General features: G+C 60.4%; 17 protein-coding genes. 16 read left to right on the top strand and 1 reads right to left on the bottom strand.

Annotation, left to right across the window (positions count from 1 at the left end; all coding sequences use genetic code 11):
* The first annotated feature begins 404 nt into the window (after positions 1 to 404).
* The 16 genes from aceA to BSF40_RS20645 all read left to right on the top strand — a co-directional run bounded on the left by aceA (position 405) and on the right by BSF40_RS20645 (position 18239).
* Positions 405 to 1730, top strand: a complete 1326-nt coding sequence (gene aceA, locus BSF40_RS20570; RefSeq protein WP_007970439.1) for an isocitrate lyase — start codon at positions 405 to 407, stop codon at positions 1728 to 1730.
* A 568-nt stretch (positions 1731 to 2298) separates the two neighbouring features.
* Entirely contained in the window at positions 2299 to 2712 is a 414-nt protein-coding gene (locus BSF40_RS20575; RefSeq protein WP_003223812.1) for an NADH-quinone oxidoreductase subunit A, read from the top strand.
* Positions 2713 to 2722: 10 nt separating this feature from the next.
* Complete coding sequence (locus tag BSF40_RS20580) at positions 2723 to 3397, top strand: NADH-quinone oxidoreductase subunit B family protein (RefSeq protein ID WP_007970441.1); 675 nt, start codon at positions 2723 to 2725, stop codon at positions 3395 to 3397.
* Positions 3398 to 3469: 72 nt separating this feature from the next.
* Positions 3470 to 5254: an NADH-quinone oxidoreductase subunit C/D gene (gene nuoC, locus BSF40_RS20585; RefSeq protein WP_095966501.1), complete on the top strand. Its 1785-nt coding sequence runs from the start codon at positions 3470 to 3472 to the stop codon at positions 5252 to 5254.
* 2 nt (positions 5255 to 5256) lie between these two features.
* On the top strand, positions 5257 to 5754 hold the full coding sequence (gene nuoE / locus BSF40_RS20590) for an NADH-quinone oxidoreductase subunit NuoE (protein WP_007970445.1): 498 nt from the start codon (positions 5257 to 5259) through the stop codon (positions 5752 to 5754).
* Entirely contained in the window at positions 5751 to 7106 is a 1356-nt protein-coding gene (gene nuoF / locus BSF40_RS20595; RefSeq protein WP_095966502.1) for an NADH-quinone oxidoreductase subunit NuoF, read from the top strand. Before nuoE ends, nuoF begins: the two co-directional genes overlap by 4 nt.
* 136 nt (positions 7107 to 7242) lie before the next feature.
* Positions 7243 to 9957: an NADH-quinone oxidoreductase subunit NuoG gene (gene nuoG / locus BSF40_RS20600; protein ID WP_095966503.1), complete on the top strand. Its 2715-nt coding sequence runs from the start codon at positions 7243 to 7245 to the stop codon at positions 9955 to 9957.
* Complete coding sequence (gene nuoH / locus BSF40_RS20605) at positions 9954 to 10961, top strand: NADH-quinone oxidoreductase subunit NuoH (protein WP_095966504.1); 1008 nt, start codon at positions 9954 to 9956, stop codon at positions 10959 to 10961. Before nuoG ends, nuoH begins: the two co-directional genes overlap by 4 nt.
* Positions 10962 to 10973: 12 nt before the next feature.
* Positions 10974 to 11519, top strand: a complete 546-nt coding sequence (gene nuoI, locus BSF40_RS20610) for an NADH-quinone oxidoreductase subunit NuoI (RefSeq protein ID WP_015094374.1) — start codon at positions 10974 to 10976, stop codon at positions 11517 to 11519.
* Between the two features lie 9 nt (positions 11520 to 11528).
* Positions 11529 to 12032 carry an NADH-quinone oxidoreductase subunit J gene (gene nuoJ, locus BSF40_RS20615; protein ID WP_015094373.1) on the top strand — a complete coding sequence of 168 codons (504 nt, stop codon included), beginning with the start codon at positions 11529 to 11531 and terminating at the stop codon, positions 12030 to 12032.
* 2 nt (positions 12033 to 12034) lie between these two features.
* Positions 12035 to 12343, top strand: coding sequence for an NADH-quinone oxidoreductase subunit NuoK (gene nuoK, locus BSF40_RS20620; protein WP_007946416.1), 309 nt, complete (start codon positions 12035 to 12037; stop codon positions 12341 to 12343).
* On the top strand, positions 12340 to 14193 hold the full coding sequence (gene nuoL / locus BSF40_RS20625; protein ID WP_095966505.1) for an NADH-quinone oxidoreductase subunit L: 1854 nt from the start codon (positions 12340 to 12342) through the stop codon (positions 14191 to 14193). Before nuoK ends, nuoL begins: the two co-directional genes overlap by 4 nt.
* A gap of 39 nt (positions 14194 to 14232) precedes the next feature.
* Positions 14233 to 15765, top strand: a complete 1533-nt coding sequence (gene nuoM, locus BSF40_RS20630; protein ID WP_095966506.1) for an NADH-quinone oxidoreductase subunit M — start codon at positions 14233 to 14235, stop codon at positions 15763 to 15765.
* A 7-nt stretch (positions 15766 to 15772) separates the two neighbouring features.
* Positions 15773 to 17236, top strand: a complete 1464-nt coding sequence (gene nuoN, locus BSF40_RS20635) for an NADH-quinone oxidoreductase subunit NuoN (RefSeq protein WP_015094370.1) — start codon at positions 15773 to 15775, stop codon at positions 17234 to 17236.
* Positions 17237 to 17529: 293 nt separating this feature from the next.
* A complete protein-coding gene (locus BSF40_RS20640) occupies positions 17530 to 17865 on the top strand; it encodes a type II toxin-antitoxin system Phd/YefM family antitoxin (RefSeq protein WP_371918110.1) in 336 nt (111 codons plus the stop codon).
* Positions 17862 to 18239: a type II toxin-antitoxin system VapC family toxin gene (locus BSF40_RS20645; RefSeq protein WP_007981254.1), complete on the top strand. Its 378-nt coding sequence runs from the start codon at positions 17862 to 17864 to the stop codon at positions 18237 to 18239. Before BSF40_RS20640 ends, BSF40_RS20645 begins: the two co-directional genes overlap by 4 nt.
* A gap of 112 nt (positions 18240 to 18351) precedes the next feature.
* Here the strand turns inward: BSF40_RS20645 and BSF40_RS20650 are convergent, their stop codons facing one another.
* Entirely contained in the window at positions 18352 to 20094 is a 1743-nt protein-coding gene (locus BSF40_RS20650) for an ABC transporter substrate-binding protein (protein WP_095966507.1), read from the bottom strand.
* Positions 20095 to 20105: the final 11 nt, after the last annotated feature.

The following is a 20105-nucleotide window of genomic DNA, read 5'->3' on the forward strand; positions in this document are numbered from 1 at the left end:
CGTTTGACGAGCCAAAAAAGCGAAGGCATGATGGCCTCGCTCCCGCTAATCAGGGGCCCTGGCAAGGGCCTTCGAGGCGATGTTCGCACCTACCCCGCGAACCGCTTCGTGTCTGTACCGCCCACAAGGTGTGTTTGACGAGGTTGTCGACTGGAACGAAGTTGTCCCGAGGGACGGAAGCGTAATAGGTAACCCGGCACCACACTGATGTTCGTACCAAGGCCCACGACGCCCGAATGCGCCCGCAGTTCGCCTTTACCTGCTCACTTCCCCTCGAGCCCATCGTTCATCCCGTCGCCCTCCCCGCCGAATCCGACTTGACCGCTTAAGCTTCTGGTCAGCGAGCGCAGGAATTTTCCACCGCAGAACAACTTTTCATAAAGACGCGACGAGGTTTATCTCCCATGGCACTGACACGCGAACAGCAAATTGCAGCCCTCGAAAAAGACTGGGCTGAAAACCCGCGCTGGAAAGGCGTGACACGCACTTACTCCGCTGCTGACGTCGTCCGCCTGCGTGGCTCGGTTCAACCTGAGCACACCTTTGCAAAAATGGGCGCCGAGAAGCTGTGGAACCTGGTCACCCAGGGTGCCAAGCCAGCCTTCCGTCCTGAGAAAGATTTCGTCAACTGCATGGGCGCCCTGACCGGCGGCCAGGCTGTACAACAAGTCAAAGCCGGTATCCAGGCAATCTACCTGTCGGGCTGGCAGGTTGCTGCGGACAACAACTCCGCCGAATCGATGTACCCGGACCAGTCGCTGTACCCGGTGGACTCGGTTCCAACCGTGGTCAAGCGCATCAACAACTCGTTCCGTCGTGCCGACCAGATCCAGTGGAAAGCCGGCAAGAACCCTGGCGACGCTGGCTACATCGACTACTTCGCACCGATCGTGGCTGACGCCGAAGCCGGTTTCGGCGGCGTACTGAACGCCTACGAGCTGATGAAGAGCATGATCGAAGCAGGCGCCGCCGGCGTTCACTTCGAAGACCAGCTGGCTTCCGTGAAGAAATGCGGCCACATGGGCGGCAAGGTTCTGGTTCCTACCCAGGAAGCCGTGCAGAAGCTGACCGCTGCCCGTCTGGCAGCTGACGTCGCCGGTACGCCGACCATCATCCTGGCCCGTACCGACGCCAACGCTGCCGACCTGCTGACTTCCGACTGCGACCCGTACGACCAGCCATTCGTAACCGGCGAACGTACCCAGGAAGGCTTCTACAAAGTGCGCGCCGGTCTGGACCAGGCCATCGCTCGCGGCCTGGCCTACGCTCCGTACGCCGACCTGATCTGGTGCGAAACCGCCAAGCCGGACCTGGACGAGGCTCGTCGCTTCGCTGAAGCGATCAAGAAGGAATACCCGGACCAACTGCTGTCGTACAACTGCTCGCCTTCCTTCAACTGGAAGAAAAACCTGGACGACGCGACCATCGCCAAGTTCCAGCGCGAACTGTCCGCCATGGGCTACAAGCACCAGTTCATCACCCTGGCCGGCATTCACAACATGTGGCACAGCATGTTCAACCTGGCGCACGACTACGCCCGCAACGACATGACTGCCTACGTGAAGCTGCAAGAGCAGGAATTCGCTGACGCCGCCAAAGGCTACACCTTCGTGGCTCACCAGCAGGAAGTGGGCACCGGCTACTTCGACGACATGACCACCGTGATCCAGGGTGGCTCGTCTTCGGTAACCGCACTGACCGGCTCGACTGAAGAAGAACAGTTCCACTGATCTGCTTCGCCTGAGACATCAGCCGCCGCGGGCCGAATAGAAAGCTAACCGCAGCGCTGCACATCTGACGCCCCGACCGCCTGGTTCGGGGCGTTTTTTTGCCTGAGAGTTCACCAACACCACACTCTCCCTGTAGGAGCGAGCCTGTTCGCGAAAAACTCAAGGACGCCGCTGGGGAATCTGGTTCCCCGCGTTATCGTTCACGACCATCGCGAGCGAGCTCGCTCCTACAAGTAACGCCCATATAAGACAACTTCCCGAGTATCTGAAGGACAAGCAGCATAAAAACCAAGCTAAACAATATTGATTATCATTTAACTGCAACTATGTTCGTTACATTCCCTACAAAACATAATTGACGAAATGCCGGCTAATGCCCATGGGCCAAGGGCCACAGGGCTTTTGGGGTTCCCTATGTCCTTATTCCTATAAATAATTTCGCTATAGGAATTTTACTTGCCGGGTGTTTAGCCATAAAATCAGCGGGATTGATTGCTGCGACATATCGTCACTGCTTTTGTTTCTTTTCAAGCTCAGAGACCTTTGCTCTCTGTTAAGGATTACCAGCATGCCCGAAGCGACAGGACTCATGGCCCACAACTGGGGCTTTGCCATTTTCCTTCTAGGCGTCGTCGGCCTCTGCGCCTTCATGCTGGGCGTCTCCAGCCTCCTCGGGTCAAAAGCCTGGGGCCGCAGCAAAAACGAACCGTTCGAGTCCGGCATGCTACCTACAGGTGGCGCCCGCTTGCGGCTCTCAGCCAAATTCTATCTGGTCGCGATGCTCTTCGTGATCTTCGATATCGAAGCCCTCTTTCTCTTTGCATGGTCTGTGTCCGTCCGCGAAAGCGGCTGGACCGGATTCGTCGAAGCTCTCGTTTTCATAGCAATTCTGTTGGCAGGCCTTGTCTACCTATTCCGAGTGGGCGCCCTTGACTGGGCTCCGGAAGCTCGGCGCAAGCGGCAAGCGAAGCTGAAACAATGAGGCTTTGGCAATGCAATACAATCTCACCAGGATCGACCCCGATGCTCCTAACGAGCAGTATCCGATTGGCCAGCGGGAAACCGTTTCCGATCCGTTAGAAGATCAAGTCCACAAAAACATTTTCATGGGCAAGCTCGAAGACGTGCTCAACGGCACGATCAACTGGGGGCGCAAGAACTCCCTGTGGCCGTATAACTTCGGTCTTTCGTGCTGCTACGTGGAAATGACCACCGCCTTCACGGCGCCCCACGACATCGCGCGCTTTGGCGCCGAGGTTATCCGGGCATCGCCGCGCCAGGCGGATTTCATGGTTATCGCCGGTACCTGCTTCATCAAGATGGCGCCGATCATTCAGCGTCTCTACGAGCAAATGCTCGAGCCTAAATGGGTCATCTCCATGGGTTCGTGCGCCAACTCCGGTGGCATGTACGACATCTACTCCGTCGTTCAAGGGGTGGACAAGTTCCTGCCCGTGGACGTCTACGTGCCTGGCTGCCCGCCCCGCCCTGAAGCTTTCCTGCAAGGCCTGATGCTGTTGCAGGAGTCGATTGGCCAGGAGCGTCGCCCACTTTCCTGGGTCGTTGGCGATCAAGGCGTGTATCGCGCCGAGATGCCTTCCGAGAAGGAAAAGCGTCGCGAACAGCGTATTCAGGTAACCAACCTGCGCAGCCCCGACGAAGTCTGATCCAGATCTGCTGTTTCAAAGAAACGAGAACCTGGCTTCATTCTTTACGTTGACCGAAAGCGATAAATAACCATGACTACAGGCAGTGCTCTGTACATCCCGCCTTACAAGGCAGACGACCAGGATGTGGTCGTCGAACTGAACAACCGTTTTGGCCCGGAGGCGTTCACCGCCCAGCCTACCCGCACCGGCATGCCGGTGCTTTGGGTTGCCCGCGCCAAACTCGTCGAAGTCCTGACTTTCCTGCGTAACCTGCCCAAGCCGTACGTCATGCTCTATGACCTGCACGGCGTGGACGAGCGTCTGCGCACCAAGCGTCAAGGGCTGCCGAACGGCGTCGACTTCTCCGTGTTCTACCACTTGATGTCGATCGAACGTAATAGTGACGTAATGATCAAGGTCGCCTTGTCCGAGAGCGACCTCAGCCTGCCGACCGTCACCAGCATCTGGCCGAACGCCAACTGGTACGAGCGTGAAGTCTGGGACATGTACGGCATCGACTTCAAAGGCCACCCGCACCTGTCGCGCATCATGATGCCGCCGACCTGGGAAGGTCACCCGCTGCGCAAGGACTTCCCGGCGCGCGCCACCGAGTTCGACCCGTTCACCCTGAACCTGGCCAAGCAGCAGCTCGAAGAAGAGTCCGCGCGCTTCAAGCCGGAAGACTGGGGCATGAAGCGCTCCGGCCCGAACGAGGACTACATGTTCCTCAACCTCGGCCCGAACCACCCTTCGGCACACGGTGCATTCCGCATCATCCTGCAGCTGGACGGTGAAGAGATCGTCGATTGCGTACCGGACGTCGGTTACCACCACCGTGGTGCCGAGAAAATGGCCGAGCGTCAGTCGTGGCACAGCTTCATCCCGTACACCGACCGTATCGATTACCTCGGCGGCGTGATGAACAACCTGCCGTACGTGCTCTCGGTCGAGAAGCTGGCCGGCATCAAGGTGCCCGAGAAGGTCGACGTCATCCGCATCATGATGGCCGAGTTCTTCCGGATCACCAGCCACCTGCTGTTCCTGGGTACCTACATCCAGGACGTCGGCGCCATGACCCCGGTGTTCTTCACCTTCACCGACCGCCAGCGCGCGTACACGGTGATCGAGGCCATTACCGGTTTCCGCCTGCACCCGGCCTGGTACCGCATTGGTGGCGTCGCCCACGACCTGCCGCGCGGCTGGGAAAAGCTGGTCAAGGACTTCGTCGAGTGGATGCCCAAGCGTCTGGACGAATACCAGAAAGCCGCCCTGGACAACAGCATCCTGCGTGGCCGCACCATCGGCGTCGCCGACTACAACACCAAAGAGGCCCTGGAATGGGGTGTCACCGGTGCCGGTCTGCGTTCGACCGGTTGCGATTTCGACCTGCGTAAAGCGCGCCCGTACTCGGGCTACGAGAACTTCGAATTCGAAGTGCCGCTGGCCGCCAACGGCGATGCCTACGACCGCTGCATCGTGCGCGTCGAGGAGATGCGCCAGAGCATCAGGATCATCGACCAGTGCCTGCGCAACATGCCGGAAGGCCCGTACAAGGCGGATCACCCGCTGACCACGCCGCCGCCGAAAGAGCGCACCCTGCAGCACATCGAAACCTTGATCACGCACTTCCTGCAGGTTTCGTGGGGTCCGGTCATGCCGGCCAACGAATCCTTCCAGATGATCGAAGCGACCAAGGGCATCAACAGTTATTACCTGACGAGCGATGGCGGCACCATGAGCTACCGCACCCGGATTCGTACCCCAAGCTTCCCGCACCTGCAACAGATCCCTTCGGTGATCAAAGGCAGCATGGTCGCGGACTTGATTGCGTACCTGGGTAGTATCGATTTCGTTATGGCCGACGTGGACCGCTAAGCATGAACAGCACGCTTATCCAGACAGACCGTTTCGCCCTGAGCGAAACCGAGCGCTCGGCCATCGAGCACGAGTTGCATCACTACGAAGACCCGCGCGCGGCGTCGATCGAAGCCCTGAAGATCGTCCAGAAGGAACGTGGCTGGGTGCCGGACGGCGCCCTGTACGCCATCGGCGAGATCCTCGGCATCCCGGCCAGCGACGTTGAAGGCGTGGCTACTTTCTATAGCCAGATCTTCCGTCAGCCGGTCGGCCGTCACATCATTCGCGTTTGCGACAGCATGGTCTGCTACATCGGCGGCCACGAGTCCGTGGTCAGCGAAATCCAGAGCAAGCTCGGCATCGGCCTGGGTCAGACCACCGCCGACGGTCGTTTCACCCTGCTGCCGGTCTGCTGCCTCGGCAACTGCGACAAGGCACCAGCCTTGATGATCGACGACGACACGTTCGGTGATGTGCAGCCAGCAGGCGTTGCCAAATTGCTCGAGGGCTACGTATGACCCTGACTTCCTTCGGTCCAGCCAACCGCATCAAGCGTTCGGCCGAGACTCACCCGCTCACCTGGCGTCTGCGCGACGACGGCGAAGCCGTATGGCTCGACGAGTACCAGGCCAAGAACGGTTACGCCGCTGCGCGCAAGGCCTTCGCCGACATGGCCCAGGACGACATCGTCCAGACCGTGAAAGATTCCGGCCTCAAGGGTCGTGGCGGTGCAGGCTTCCCCACTGGCGTGAAGTGGGGCCTGATGCCCAAGGACGAATCCATCAACATCCGCTACCTGCTGTGCAACGCGGATGAAATGGAGCCGAACACCTGGAAAGACCGCATGCTGATGGAGCAACTGCCCCATCTGCTGATCGAAGGCATGCTGATCAGCGCCCGCGCGCTGAAAACCTACCGTGGCTACATCTTCCTGCGTGGCGAATACACCACCGCCGCCAAGCACCTGAACCGTGCCGTGGAAGAAGCCAAGGCAGCGGGCCTTTTGGGCAAGAACATCCTGGGCAGCGGTTTCGATTTCGAGCTGTTCGTCCACACCGGTGCCGGGCGTTATATCTGCGGTGAAGAAACCGCACTGATCAACTCCCTCGAAGGCCGCCGCGCCAACCCGCGCTCCAAGCCGCCCTTCCCTGCCGCCGTTGGCGTGTGGGGCAAGCCGACTTGCGTGAACAACGTCGAGACCCTGTGCAACGTGCCGGCGATCATTGCCGACGGCGTGGACTGGTACAAATCCCTGGCTCGCGAAGGCAGCGAAGACATGGGCACCAAGCTCATGGGCTTCTCCGGCAAGGTCAAGAATCCGGGCCTGTGGGAATTGCCGTTCGGCGTCACCGGTCGCGAGCTGTTCGAAGACTACGCCGGTGGCATGCGCGACGGTTACAAGCTCAAGTGCTGGCAGCCTGGCGGCGCCGGTACCGGCTTCCTGTTGCCGGAACACCTGGACGCACAAATGTACGCCGGCGGCATCGCCAAAGTGGGTACCCGTATGGGTACCGGCCTGGCCATGGCGGTGGACGACAGCGTCAACATGGTGTCCCTGCTACGCAACATGGAGCAGTTCTTCGCCCGCGAATCCTGTGGTTTCTGCACCCCGTGCCGCGATGGCTTGCCATGGAGCGTCAAGCTCCTGATGGCCATCGAGAACGGTGAAGGCCAGCCAGGCGACATCGAGACCCTGCTGGGCCTGGTCGGCTTCCTCGGCCCAGGCAAGACCTTCTGTGCTCACGCACCGGGCGCCGTGGAGCCGTTGGGCAGCGCAATCAAATACTTCCGTCCAGAGTTCGAAGCCGGTATCGCGCCTGTCAGCGCCGCCGTCCCGCCTCTGGCAAGGCCGATCGTAGTCGGCGCGTAACTGCTTAAAAAGGCGAAGGGTCCGTGCCCTTCGCTTTTCGTGTGATGACGCCGTAAGCGGCTGTGTTGATTCACGCGAATGACAAGATTCCATTAGCCACGCCCGCTGACACCGGGCCAACGAAGAACTTTGAACCATGGCCACTATCCACGTAGACGGCAAAGAGCTCGAAGTCGATGGGGCAGACAACCTGTTACAGGCATGTCTGTCGCTAGGCCTCGATATCCCTTATTTCTGCTGGCACCCTGCCCTGGGCAGCGTTGGCGCTTGCCGCCAGTGCGCGGTCAAGCAGTACACCGACGAGAACGACACCCGTGGTCGCATCGTCATGTCCTGCATGACCCCTGCCACCGACAACACCTGGATCTCCATCGAGGATGAAGAGTCCAAGGCCTTCCGCGCCAGTGTTGTTGAATGGCTGATGACCAACCACCCTCACGACTGCCCGGTCTGTGAGGAAGGCGGTCACTGCCACCTGCAAGACATGACGGTAATGACCGGCCACAACGAGCGCCGTTACCGTTTCACCAAGCGTACCCACCAGAACCAGCAACTGGGCCCGTTCATTTCCCACGAAATGAACCGCTGCATCGCTTGCTACCGCTGCGTGCGCTTCTACAAGGACTACGCCGGCGGCACCGATCTGGGTGTATTCGGCGCCCACGACAACGTGTACTTCGGTCGCGTTGAAGACGGCACCCTGGAAAGCGAGTTCTCCGGTAACCTCACCGAGGTCTGCCCGACCGGTGTGTTCACCGACAAGACTCACTCCGAGCGCTACAACCGCAAGTGGGACATGCAGTTCTCGCCGAGCATCTGCCATGGCTGCTCCAGCGGTTGCAACATCTCCCCGGGCGAGCGTTACGGCGAACTGCGCCGCATCGAAAACCGTTTCAACGGTTCGGTGAACCAGTACTTCCTGTGCGACCGTGGCCGTTTCGGCTATGGCTACGTCAACCGCGAAGACCGTCCACGTCAGCCGCAGCTGGCCAATGGCACCAAGCTGAGCCTCGACGACGCGCTGGATAAAGCTGCTGATTTGCTGCGCGGTCGCAACATCGTCGGTATCGGTTCGCCACGCGCCAGCCTCGAAAGCAACTACGCGTTGCGCGAACTGGTCGGTGCCGAGCACTTCTACTCGGGTATCGAAGCCGCCGAACTGGAGCGCATCCGCCTGGTCCTGCAAGTGCTCAAAGACAGCCCGCTGCCAGTGCCGAACATGCGCGACATCGAAGACCACGACGCCGTGTTCGTCCTCGGTGAAGACCTGACCCAGACGGCTGCGCGCATGGCCCTGTCCCTGCGTCAATCGGTCAAGGGCAAGGCCGAAGACATGGCCGACGCCATGCGCGTCCAGCCTTGGCTCGACGCCGCGGTGAAGAACATCGGCCAGCACGCGCTGAACCCGCTGTTCATCGCCAGCCTGGCTGAAACCAAGCTCGACGACATCGCCGAAGAGTGCGTTCACGCCGCTCCGGACGATCTGGCCCGCATCGGTTTCGCCGTGGCTCACGCCCTCGACGCCAGCGCACCGGCCGTTGAAGGCCTGGACGCTGAAGCCCTTGAGCTGGCCAAGCGCATTGCCGACGCCCTGCTCGCGGCCAAGCGCCCACTGATCATCGCCGGTACTTCCCTGGGCTCCAAAGCGCTGATCGAGGCTGCTGCCAACATTGCGAAGGCCCTGAAGCTGCGCGAGAAGAACGGTTCCATCAGCCTGATCGTGCCGGAGGCCAACAGCCTCGGCCTGGCCATGCTCGGTGGTGAATCGGTCGACGCCGCGCTGCAAGCGGTGATCGACGGCAAGGCCGACGCCATTGTCGTGCTGGAAAACGATCTGTACACCCGTACCGACAAGGCCCGTGTCGATGCTGCCCTGAGCGCCGCGAAAGTGCTGATCGTGGCCGACCATCAGAAGACTGCCACCAGCGATCGCGCGCACCTGGTACTGCCAGCCGCCAGCTTCGCTGAAGGCGACGGTACCCTGGTCAGCCAGGAAGGTCGCGCCCAGCGCTTCTTCCAGGTCTTCGATCCGAAGTACATGGACGCGAGCATCCTGGTCCACGAAGGCTGGCGCTGGCTGCATGCCCTGCGCGCCACCCTGCTGAACCAGCCGATCGACTGGACCCAGCTGGACCACGTCACCGCCGCTGTCGCTTCCAGCACACCGGTCCTGAACCGCATTGTCGACGCCGCACCGTCCGCCGCGTTCCGCATCAAGGGCATGAAACTGGCCCGTGAACCGCTGCGCTACTCCGGTCGTACCGCCATGCGCGCCGACATCAACGTGCACGAACCGCGTACCCCGCAGGACAAGGACACCGCGTTCGCCTTCTCCATGGAAGGTTACTCGGGTTCGGCCGAACCGCGTCAGCAAGTGCCATTCGCCTGGTCTCCGGGCTGGAACTCGCCGCAAGCCTGGAACAAGTTCCAGGACGAAGTCGGTGGTCACATCCGCGCTGGCGACCCGGGCACCCGCCTGATCGAAAGCACCGGTGACTCGCTGAACTGGTTCGCCAGCGTTCCACGCGCGTTCAACCCGGCTCCAGGCACCTGGCAGGTTGTGCCGTTCTTCCACCTGTTCGGCAGCGAAGAAAACTCTTCGAAAGCCGCTCCGGTCCAGGAACGCATTCCGGCGGCCTACGTCGCACTGGCCAAGTCCGAAGCCGACCGCCTGGGCGTCAACGACGGTGCCATGCTGAGCCTGAACGTGGCCGGCCAGACCCTGCGTCTGCCGCTGCGTATCAATGAAGAGCTGGGCGCAGGCTTGGTGGCATTGCCTGCGGGCATCGCCGGCATTCCGCCAGCGATCGCAGGCTTTTCCGTTGACGGTCTGCAGGAGGCAGCTCAATGACCTGGTTCACTCCTGAAGTGATCGACATCATCATCACGGTCCTCAAGGCCGTGGTGATTCTGCTCGCCGTGGTGGTTTGCGGCGCCCTGCTGAGCTGGGTCGAGCGACGTTTGCTCGCCCTCTGGCAGGACCGTTACGGTCCGAACCGCGTCGGCCCGTTCGGCGCGTTCCAGATCGCCGCCGACATGATCAAGATGTTCTTCAAGGAAGACTGGACGCCTCCATTCGCCGACAAGATGATCTTCACCCTGGCACCGGTCGTGGCCATGAGCGCCCTGCTGATTGCCTTCGCGATCATCCCGATCACCCCGACCTGGGGCGTGGCGGACATCAACATCGGCATCCTGTTCTTCTTCGCCATGGCTGGCCTCTCGGTCTACGCGGTGCTGTTCGCCGGCTGGTCGAGCAACAACAAGTTCGCCCTGCTGGGCAGCTTGCGTGCCTCGGCGCAAACCGTGTCGTACGAAGTGTTCATGGGCCTGTCGCTGATGGGCATCGTGATCCAGGTCGGCTCGTTCAACATGCGCGACATCGTTGAATATCAGGCGCAGAACCTGTGGTTCATCATTCCGCAGATCTTCGGGTTCCTGACCTTCTTCATCGCTGGCGTGGCCGTGACTCACCGTCACCCGTTCGACCAGCCGGAAGCAGAACAGGAACTGGCCGACGGTTACCACATTGAATACGCCGGCATGAAATGGGGCATGTTCTTCGTCGGCGAGTACATCGGCATCGTGTTGATTTCGGCGCTGCTGGTGACCTTGTTCTTCGGTGGCTGGCACGGTCCGTTCGGCCTTCTGCCGCAGATCCCGTTCATCTGGTTCGCACTGAAAACCGCGTTCTTCATCATGATCTTCATCCTGCTGCGCGCTTCGATCCCGCGCCCACGGTATGACCAAGTGATGGATTTCAGCTGGAAGTTCTGCTTGCCGCTGACCCTCGTCAACATGCTGGTGACCGCTGCGATCGTGTTGCTCAACACGCCCGCCGTCGCGGCTCAGTGAGGATAGAGAATCATGAAGTACATATTTGACATCGTGCATGGCTTCTACACCCAGCTTCGCAGCCTGGTGATGATTTTCGGCCACGCCTTCCGCAAGCGCGACACGCTGCAGTACCCGGAAGAACCGGTCTACCTGCCGCCGCGCTACCGTGGACGTATCGTCCTGACCCGCGACCCCGACGGTGAAGAGCGTTGCGTAGCCTGCAACCTGTGCGCCGTGGCCTGCCCGGTCGGTTGCATCTCGCTGCAGAAAGCTGAAACCGAAGACGGTCGCTGGTACCCGGACTTCTTCCGCATCAACTTCTCGCGCTGCATTTTCTGCGGCCTCTGCGAGGAAGCCTGCCCGACCACCGCGATCCAGCTGACACCGGATTTCGAGATGGCCGAGTTCAAACGTCAGGACCTGGTCTACGAGAAAGAAGATCTGCTGATCTCCGGCCCCGGCAAAAACCCTGATTACAACTTCTATCGTGTTGCAGGTATGGCGATTGCCGGGAAGCCGAAAGGCTCCGCCCAGAACGAAGCCCAGCCGATCAACGTGAAGAGCTTGCTGCCTTAAGGAAGAAAGATGGAATTCGCTTTCTATTTCGCATCGGGTATCGCTGTGGTGTCCACGCTTCGCGTGATCACCCACACCAACCCTGTGCACGCCCTGCTCTACCTGATCATTTCGCTGATCGCCGTGGCCATGACGTTCTTCGCCCTCGGCGCACCGTTTGCCGGTGTCCTGGAAGTGATCGCCTATGCTGGCGCCATCATGGTGCTGTTCGTGTTCGTGGTGATGATGCTGAACCTGGGCCCGGCCTCGGTTCAGCAAGAGCGCGCCTGGCTCAAGCCTGGCATATGGGGCGGCCCGGTCCTCCTCGCCACGCTGCTGCTGGTGGAACTGCTGTACGTGCTGTTCTCCCACCAGACCGGTGAAGCCATCGGCCACACCACCGTAGACGCCAAGGCCGTGGGCATCAGCCTGTTCGGCCCTTACCTGCTGGTGGTTGAACTCGCCTCGATGCTGCTGCTCGCCGCAGCCGTCACGGCGTTCCACTTGGGCCGCAACGAAGCCAAGGAGCAATGACGATGCCTGCTATCCCCATGGAGCATGGTCTGGCGGTCGCCGGCATCCTGTTCTGCCTCGGCCTGGTCGGCCTGATGGTCCGCCGCAACATCCTTTTCGTGCTGATGAGCCTGGAGGTCATGATGAATGCCTCCGCTTTGGCGTTCATCGTTGCCGGTAGCCGCTGGGCGCAGCCGGATGGACAGATCATGTTCATCCTGGTGATCAGCCTGGCAGCCGCCGAGGCCAGTATCGGCCTGGCGATCCTGCTGCAACTGTATCGCCGCTTCCACACGCTCGATATCGACGCTGCCAGTGAGATGCGCGGATGAACCTTCTCTATCTGACTTTCGTATTCCCTCTCATCGGTTTCCTGCTGCTGTCGTTCTCCCGTGGACGCATCTCGGAAAACCTGGCCGCGTTGATTGGCGTCGGCTCCATCGGTCTGTCGGCGATCGTTACCGCCTACGTGATCTGGCAATTCAACGTCGCCCCGCCGGAAGGCGGCCACTACACCCAGGTGTTGTGGCAGTGGATGGCGGTGGAAGGCTTCACGCCTAATTTCGCCCTGTACCTGGACGGTCTGTCCTTGACCATGCTCGGTGTGGTTGTCGGCGTCGGCTTCCTGATCCACCTGTTCGCGTCCTGGTACATGCGCGGTGAAGCCGGTTACTCGCGTTTCTTCGCCTACACCAACCTGTTCATCGCCAGCATGCTGTTCCTCGTGCTGGGCGATAACCTGTTGTTCCTGTACTTCGGCTGGGAAGGCGTGGGCCTGTGCTCGTACCTGTTGATCGGTTTCTACTACAGCAACCGCAACAACGGTAACGCCGCACTCAAGGCCTTCATCGTGACCCGCATCGGTGACGTGTTCATGGCCATCGGCCTGTTCATTCTGTTTGCCCAACTGGGCACGCTGAACGTCCAGGAACTGCTGGTGCTGGCACCGCAGAAATTCCAGGCCGGCGACTTCTGGATGGTCATGGCCACCCTGATGCTGCTGGGCGGCGCTGTCGGTAAATCCGCGCAACTGCCACTGCAAACCTGGCTGGCGGACGCGATGGCCGGTCCTACCCCGGTTTCGGCACTGATCCACGCCGCAACCATGGTGACCGCCGGTGTCTACCTGATCGCCCGTACCCACGGCCTGTTCACCCTGGCGCCGGAAATCCTGCACCTGGTAGGCATTGTCGGTGGCGTGACCCTGGTCCTGGCAGGTTTTGCAGCCCTGGTTCAGACCGACATCAAGCGTATCCTCGCCTACTCGACCATGAGCCAGATCGGCTACATGTTCCTGGCCCTGGGCGTCGGTGCCTGGGATGGCGCGATCTTCCACCTGATGACCCACGCCTTCTTCAAGGCCCTGCTGTTCCTTGCATCCGGTGCGGTGATCGTTGCCTGCCACCACGAGCAGGACATCTTCAAGATGGGCGGTCTGTGGAAAAAGCTGCCACTGGCCTACGCCAGCTTCATCGTCGGCGGTGCGGCCCTGGCGGCCCTGCCACTGGTCACCGCGGGCTTCTACTCCAAGGACGAAATCCTCTGGGAAGCGTTCGCCAGCGGCAACCACGGTCTGCTCTACGCAGGTCTGGTGGGTGCGTTCATGACTTCGCTCTACACCTTCCGCCTGATCTTCATCGCATTCCACGGTGAAGCGAAGACCGAAGCCCACGCCGGTCACGGCATTGCCCACTGGCTGCCACTGTCGGTGCTGATCGTGCTGTCGACCTTCGTCGGCGCAATGATCGTTCCACCGCTGCACGGCGTGCTGCCTGAGAGCGTCGGCCACGCCGGCGGCGAAGCCAAGCACAGCCTGGAAATCGCTTCGGGCGCCATCGCCCTGGCCGGTATCCTGCTGTCCGCGCTGCTGTTCCTCGGCAAGCGTCGCTTCGTGACGGCCATCGCCAACAGCGGCATCGGCCGTGTCCTTTCGGCCTGGTGGTTCGCTGCCTGGGGCTTCGACTGGATCTACGACAAACTGTTCGTCAAGCCTTACCTGGCGATCAGCCACATCCTGCGCAAAGACCCGCTCGACCAGACCATCGGTCTGATCCCGCGCATGGCCAAAGGCGGTCACACCGCCCTGAGCCGTACCGAGACCGGTCAACTGCGTTGGTATGCCGCCTCGATGGCTGCGGGTGCCGTGCTGGTCATCGGCGCCGTCGTGCTGGTAGCGGTCTGATATGAACCTTGCGAATTTGCGAAAGGAAACGAACCCGTCATGATTCTGCCTTGGCTAATCCTGATCCCCTTCATCGGCGGCCTGCTGTGCTGGATGGGTGAGCGCTTCGGCGCCACCCTCCCCCGCTGGATTGCGCTGATCACCATGTCCCTGCTGCTTTCCCTCGGCCTCTGGCTGTGGGCCAACGGTGACTATTCATTTGCTCCGGCACCGGGTGCCGATCCGACCTGGGCGCTTGAGTTCAAGCACGTCTGGATCCAGCGCTTCGGTATCAATGTGCACCTGGCCCTCGACGGCCTGTCGCTGTTGATGATCATGCTGACCGGCCTGCTGGGTGTCCTCTCGGTACTCTGCTCGTGGAAAGAGATCCAGCGTCACGTGGGCTTCTTCCACCTGAACCTGATGTGGATCCTGGGCGGTGTCGTCGGCGTGTTCCTCGCCCTCGACCTGTTCATGTTCTTCTTCTTCTGGGAAATGATGCTGGTGCCGATGTACTTCCTCATCGCGCTCTGGGGTCACAGTTCTTCGGACGGCAAGAAAACCCGGATCTACGCGGCGACCAAGTTCTTCATCTTCACTCAGGCTTCCGGCCTGATCATGCTGGTGGCGATCCTGGGTCTGGTACTGGTCAACTTCAACGACACCGGCGTGATTACCTTCAACTACGCCGACCTGTTGAAGACCAAGATGTCGATGACCACCGAGTACATCCTGATGCTCGGCTTCTTCATCGCCTTTGCGGTCAAGCTGCCCGTGGTGCCGTTCCACTCCTGGCTGCCTGACGCTCACGCCCAGGCGCCAACCGCCGGTTCCGTCGACCTCGCCGGTATCTTGCTGAAGACCGCTGCCTACGGCCTGCTGCGTTTCGCCCTGCCGCTGTTCCCGAATGCCTCGGCCGAGTTCGCGCCGATCGCCATGACCCTGGGTCTGATCGGGATCTTCTACGGTGCGTTCCTGGCGTTCGCGCAAACCGACATCAAGCGTCTGATCGCCTTCTCGTCCGTTTCCCACATGGGCTTCGTACTGATCGGCATCTACTCCGGCAGCCAACTGGCGCTGCAGGGCGCGGTGATGCAGATGCTGGCCCACGGTCTGTCGGCGGCGGCACTCTTTATCCTGAGTGGCCAGCTGTACGAACGCACCCACACCCGCGACATGCGTGAAATGGGTGGCCTGTGGTCGAAGATCGCCTACCTGCCGGCCCTCAGCCTGTTCTTCGCGGCGGCGTCCCTGGGCCTGCCGGGTACCGGTAACTTCGTCGGTGAGTTCCTGATCCTGATCGGCACCTTCCCGATCGCCCCATGGGTCACCATCATCGCCACGTCCGGCCTGGTGTTCGGTTCGGTCTACTCGCTGATCATGGTCCACCGTGCCTTCTTCGGCCCAGCCAAGTCGGACGCGGTACTGCATGGCATGGACGGTCGCGAAATGATCATGGTGGTCGGTCTGGCAGCGCTGCTGGTCTACATCGGCATCTACCCACAACCGTTCCTCGATACCTCTGCCGCTACGATGCATGGCGTGCAGCAATGGCTCGGCACCGCCTTCACTCAACTCGCTTCGGCCCGGTAAGAGCGCTATGGAATTCACGACTCAACACTTTATCGCGCTAGCGCCGCTGTTGATTACCAGCGCCACGATCATCGTGGTGATGCTGGCGATCGCCTGGCGCCGCAACCACTCCCAGACCTTCCTGCTGTCCGTGGCGGGTCTGAACCTGGCGTTGCTGTCGATCCTGCCAGCCTTGAAGGTCGCGCCATTGGCCGTGACCCCACTGCTGCAAATCGATAGCTTCGCTTGCCTGTACATGGCACTGATCCTGGTCGCCACCCTCGCTTGTGTCACCCTCGCCCACGCCTACCTCGGCGATGGCGGCACGGGTTACCCGGGCAACCGTGAAGAATTGTACCTGCTGATCCTGATGGCCGCCGCCGGTGGCCTGGTGCTGGTCAGCGCGCAGCACCTGGCCGGGTTGTTCATCGGTCTGGAACTGCTGTCGGTGCCGGTCTACGGTCTGGTGGCCTATGCCTTCTTCAACAAGCGTTCGCTGGAAGCCGGTATCAAGTACATGGTGCTGTCGGCTGCCGGCTCCGCGTTCCTGTTGTTCGGTATGGCCCTGCTGTACGCAGACTCCGGCTCCCTGAGCTTCGTCGGCATCGGTCAGGCGCTGGCGGCTACCGGCCTGCCAAGCTCGCTGGCACAACTGGGCCTGGGCATGATGCTGATCGGCCTGGCGTTCAAGCTGTCGCTGGTGCCCTTCCACCTCTGGACTCCAGACGTCTACGAGGGTGCTCCGGCACCGGTCGCAGCGTTCCTGGCCACCGCTTCCAAAGTGGCCGTGTTCGCAGTGATGGTGCGCCTGTTCCAGATCTCGCCAGCGGCCAGCAGCGGCGTGCTGAGCGACGTGCTGACCATCATCGCCATTGCGTCGATCCTGTTCGGTAACCTGCTGGCACTGACCCAGAGCAACCTCAAGCGTCTGTTGGGTTACTCGTCCATCGCCCACTTCGGCTACCTGCTGATCGCCCTGGTGGCGAGCAAGGGCCTGGCCGTGGAAGCCATCGGCGTATACCTGGTCACCTACGTGATCACCAGCCTCGGCGCCTTCGGCGTGATCACCCTGATGTCCTCGCCGTACAAAGGCCGTGACGCAGACGCCCTGTACGAATACCGCGGCCTGTTCTGGCGCCGTCCGTACCTGACCGCCGTACTGACCGTGATGATGCTGTCCCTGGCTGGTATCCCGCTGACCGCGGGCTTCATCGGCAAGTTCTACATCATCGCCACCGGTGTCGAGTCGCACCAATGGTGGCTGGTCGGTTCCCTGGTACTGGGCAGCGCCATCGGCGTGTTCTACTACCTGCGTGTGATGGTCACCCTGTACCTGATCGAACCGAACCTGCGTCGCGTCGATGCCCAGCTGCACTGGGAACAACGTGCAGGCGGCGTGATGCTGCTGGCCATCGCGGTACTGGCCTTCTTCCTCGGCCTGTACCCACAACCGCTGCTGAACCTGGTTCAGCAATCGGGTCTGGCGGGTTGATCGCTTAGGCGACTTTCGGCAACAAACAGAAACGGCACCTTCGGGTGCCGTTTTTGCGTTTGGGGTTTTCAAGGTCAAAAGATCGCAGCCTGCGGCAGCTCCTACATTGGGGAGGCGTACAGCCTGTAGGAGCTGCCGCAGGCTGCGATCTTTTAATCTTCATGGCCTACCCTCCTTTCAGAAAGTATTTGTCTGGCGATCAGCAATCGATGACATCCGGCGATTGCTCCGAACGCTAATGTGAGCGACGGGCTTACAGGAGTATTCAAATGAAACAAGAACCGATGGTGATGATGTGCAATGAAATGGCGAAACCGAGCTATGGCTCGCTTGCCTTTGCCACCCCGAAAAATTCTGGCTATATTTGTCCAGAATATGGGAGAGAAATCATGATCATCGTTCCGTTGGCCGAAGCAAAAAACAATCTGTCCAAACTCGTCGATGATGCAGCGGCGGGCCAGATCATAACGATTGCCAAGCATGGTCGAGCCTTGGCCCGCCTTGTTCCCGTAGGAAAAACCAACGGGAAGCGTATCGGTGCGATGAAAGGCAAACTGGTTCTGGCTGAAGACTTCGATGCACCACTGCCGGACGACATGCTGGATGCTTTTGAAGGAACCCACGAATGAGGGTTCTGCTGGACACTCATGTTTTGCTTTGGGCTCTCAGCGATGACCCCAAACTCTCCGGCAAGGCCAGAAAGCTCATTGAAGGCGCTGCCGACATATACATCAGCGCAGCGACATTCTGGGAAATGGCAATCAAGGTCGGGCTGGGAAAGCTCAATGTTGATCTGGAAGAAATCCGCCAGTACTGCCTCGAAAGCGGGTTCATCGAATTGCCTGTGACTTCAGAACATGCCATTGCCGTGAAAGACCTCGAACATCACCATCGTGATCCGTTCGACCGCCTCATTGTTGCAACCGCGATGACTGAACCCATGAAACTTCTAACGTCTGACCCATTGGTGGCCAAGTACACGGATTTGGCTATTTTGATTTAGTCAGCCCATCTCCGATCAAATGTGGGAGCGGGCTTGCTCGCGAAGACTGTAGGTCAAGCACAAATGAAAACGGCACCTTTCGGTGCCGTTCGCCTTTCACACTCCCAAACACTTACTTACGCGCATCCGCCCACGATTTCAGCAGCTCGCTGTAGCTCACGGTCTCTCCCTTAGGTTTCTCGTTTTCCAGTTTAGGTTTCGGTGCGCCCGGCTGGTCGAACCAGTACTGAGCATCGCGCTCGGGGTTCATTTTCGGTGCGCAGGTGGCTTGTGCCTTCGAACGCTCCAGACGGGTCATGATCGCGTCCTGATCCTTGGCCAGGCCGTCGAGTGCCTGTTGCGGGGTTTTGTCGCCGCTGGCCGCTTCGGCGATGTGGCTCCACCACAACTGCGCGAGGCGAGGATAATCAGGTACGTTGGTCCCGGTCGGGGTCCATTGCACGCGGGCCGGGCTGCGGTAGAACTCCACCAGGCCACCGAGTTTCGGCGCCAGGTCGGTCATCGCTTGTGAGTTGATGTCCGATTCGCGGATAGGCGTCAGGCCGACGATGGTTTTCTTCAGCGACACGGTTTTCGAGGTCACGAACTGCGCATAGAGCCAGGCCGCCAGTTTCTGCTTCTCGGGCGTGGACTTCATGAAGGTCCAGGAACCCACGTCCTGATAGCCCAGCTTCATGCCCTCTTCCCAGTACGGTCCCCGTGGTGACGGCGCCATGCGCCATTTCGGCGTGCCATCGGCGTTCATCACCGCCAGGCCTGGCTTGGTCATGTCGGCGGTGAAGGCGGTGTACCAGAAAATCTGCTGGGCGATGCTGCCCTGGGACGGCACCGGGCCGGATTCGGAAAAGGTCATGCCCGCCGCTTCCGGTGGCGCGTACTTTTTCAGCCAGTCGACGTACTTGGTGGTGGCGAACACCGCCGCCGGGCCGTTGGTGTCGCCACCGCGGGTCACGCTGGAACCCACCGGGTGGCAGTCCTCGACACGAATGCCCCACTCGTCCACCGGCAATCCGTTGGGGATGCCCTTGTCGCCGCCACCGGCCATGGAGAACCAGGCATCGGTGAAGCGCCAGCCCAGGGACGGGTCCTTCTTGCCGTAGTCCATGTGCCCGTAGACGCGTTTGCCGTCGATTTCCTTGACGTCTTCGCTGAAGAACTTGGCAATGTCTTCATAGGCGGACCAGTTCACCGGTACACCCAAGTCGTAGCCGTACTTCTCCTTGAACTTGGCCTTAAGGTCCGCGCGCTCGAACCAGTCGGCGCGGAACCAGTACAGGTTGGCGAACTGCTGGTCAGGCAGCTGGTAGATCTTGCCGTCCGGCGCGGTGGTGAAGGAAATGCCGATGAAGTCCTTGAGGTCGAGGGTCGGCGAGGTGAAGTCCTTGCCTTCGTTCGCCATCAGGTCGGTGATCGATTCGGTCTTGCCGTACCGAAAGTGCGTACCGATCAAGTCCGAGTCGTTGACCCAGCCGTCATAGATGCTCTTGTCCGATTGCATCACGGTCTGCAGCTTTTCCACCACATCGCCTTCCTGCAGCAGGTCGTGGGTGAGCTTGATCCCGGTGATCTCGGTAAAGGCCTTGGCCAGCACCTTGGACTCGTACTCGTGGGTGGCGATGGTTTCCGACACCACCTTGATGTTCATTCCGCGAAAGGGTTCCGCCGCCTTGATGAACCACTTCAACTCTTCCAGCTGTTGATCGGCCGTCAGCGTGGATGGCTTGAATTCACTGCCGATCCATTTTTTTGCGGCATCTTCGTAAGCATCGGCCCAGGCCGAAGCGCTCAAACCGCTGAGTGCCAGCATGGCTGCCAATGAAATGCTATGTCGCAGCTTATTGTTTTTGTCGAACATAAGACCTCCTT

It is taken from the genome of Pseudomonas sp. ACN5 (assembly GCF_002303975.1).
GTDB classification, from domain to species: Bacteria; Pseudomonadota; Gammaproteobacteria; order Pseudomonadales; family Pseudomonadaceae; genus Aquipseudomonas; species Aquipseudomonas laurylsulfatiphila.

Coding starts and splice junctions, on each gene's coding strand:
- aceA (WP_007970439.1), top strand. CDS start 405: ATGGCACTGACACGCGAACAGCAAATTGCAGCCCTCGAAAAAGACTGG.
- BSF40_RS20575 (WP_003223812.1), top strand. CDS start 2,299: ATGCCCGAAGCGACAGGACTCATGGCCCACAACTGGGGCTTTGCCATT.
- BSF40_RS20580 (WP_007970441.1), top strand. CDS start 2,723: ATGCAATACAATCTCACCAGGATCGACCCCGATGCTCCTAACGAGCAG.
- nuoC (WP_095966501.1), top strand. CDS start 3,470: ATGACTACAGGCAGTGCTCTGTACATCCCGCCTTACAAGGCAGACGAC.
- nuoE (WP_007970445.1), top strand. CDS start 5,257: ATGAACAGCACGCTTATCCAGACAGACCGTTTCGCCCTGAGCGAAACC.
- nuoF (WP_095966502.1), top strand. CDS start 5,751: ATGACCCTGACTTCCTTCGGTCCAGCCAACCGCATCAAGCGTTCGGCC.
- nuoG (WP_095966503.1), top strand. CDS start 7,243: ATGGCCACTATCCACGTAGACGGCAAAGAGCTCGAAGTCGATGGGGCA.
- nuoH (WP_095966504.1), top strand. CDS start 9,954: ATGACCTGGTTCACTCCTGAAGTGATCGACATCATCATCACGGTCCTC.
- nuoI (WP_015094374.1), top strand. CDS start 10,974: ATGAAGTACATATTTGACATCGTGCATGGCTTCTACACCCAGCTTCGC.
- nuoJ (WP_015094373.1), top strand. CDS start 11,529: ATGGAATTCGCTTTCTATTTCGCATCGGGTATCGCTGTGGTGTCCACG.
- nuoK (WP_007946416.1), top strand. CDS start 12,035: ATGCCTGCTATCCCCATGGAGCATGGTCTGGCGGTCGCCGGCATCCTG.
- nuoL (WP_095966505.1), top strand. CDS start 12,340: ATGAACCTTCTCTATCTGACTTTCGTATTCCCTCTCATCGGTTTCCTG.
- nuoM (WP_095966506.1), top strand. CDS start 14,233: ATGATTCTGCCTTGGCTAATCCTGATCCCCTTCATCGGCGGCCTGCTG.
- nuoN (WP_015094370.1), top strand. CDS start 15,773: ATGGAATTCACGACTCAACACTTTATCGCGCTAGCGCCGCTGTTGATT.
- BSF40_RS20640 (WP_371918110.1), top strand. CDS start 17,530: ATGTGCAATGAAATGGCGAAACCGAGCTATGGCTCGCTTGCCTTTGCC.
- BSF40_RS20645 (WP_007981254.1), top strand. CDS start 17,862: ATGAGGGTTCTGCTGGACACTCATGTTTTGCTTTGGGCTCTCAGCGAT.
- BSF40_RS20650 (WP_095966507.1), bottom strand. CDS start 20,094: ATGTTCGACAAAAACAATAAGCTGCGACATAGCATTTCATTGGCAGCC.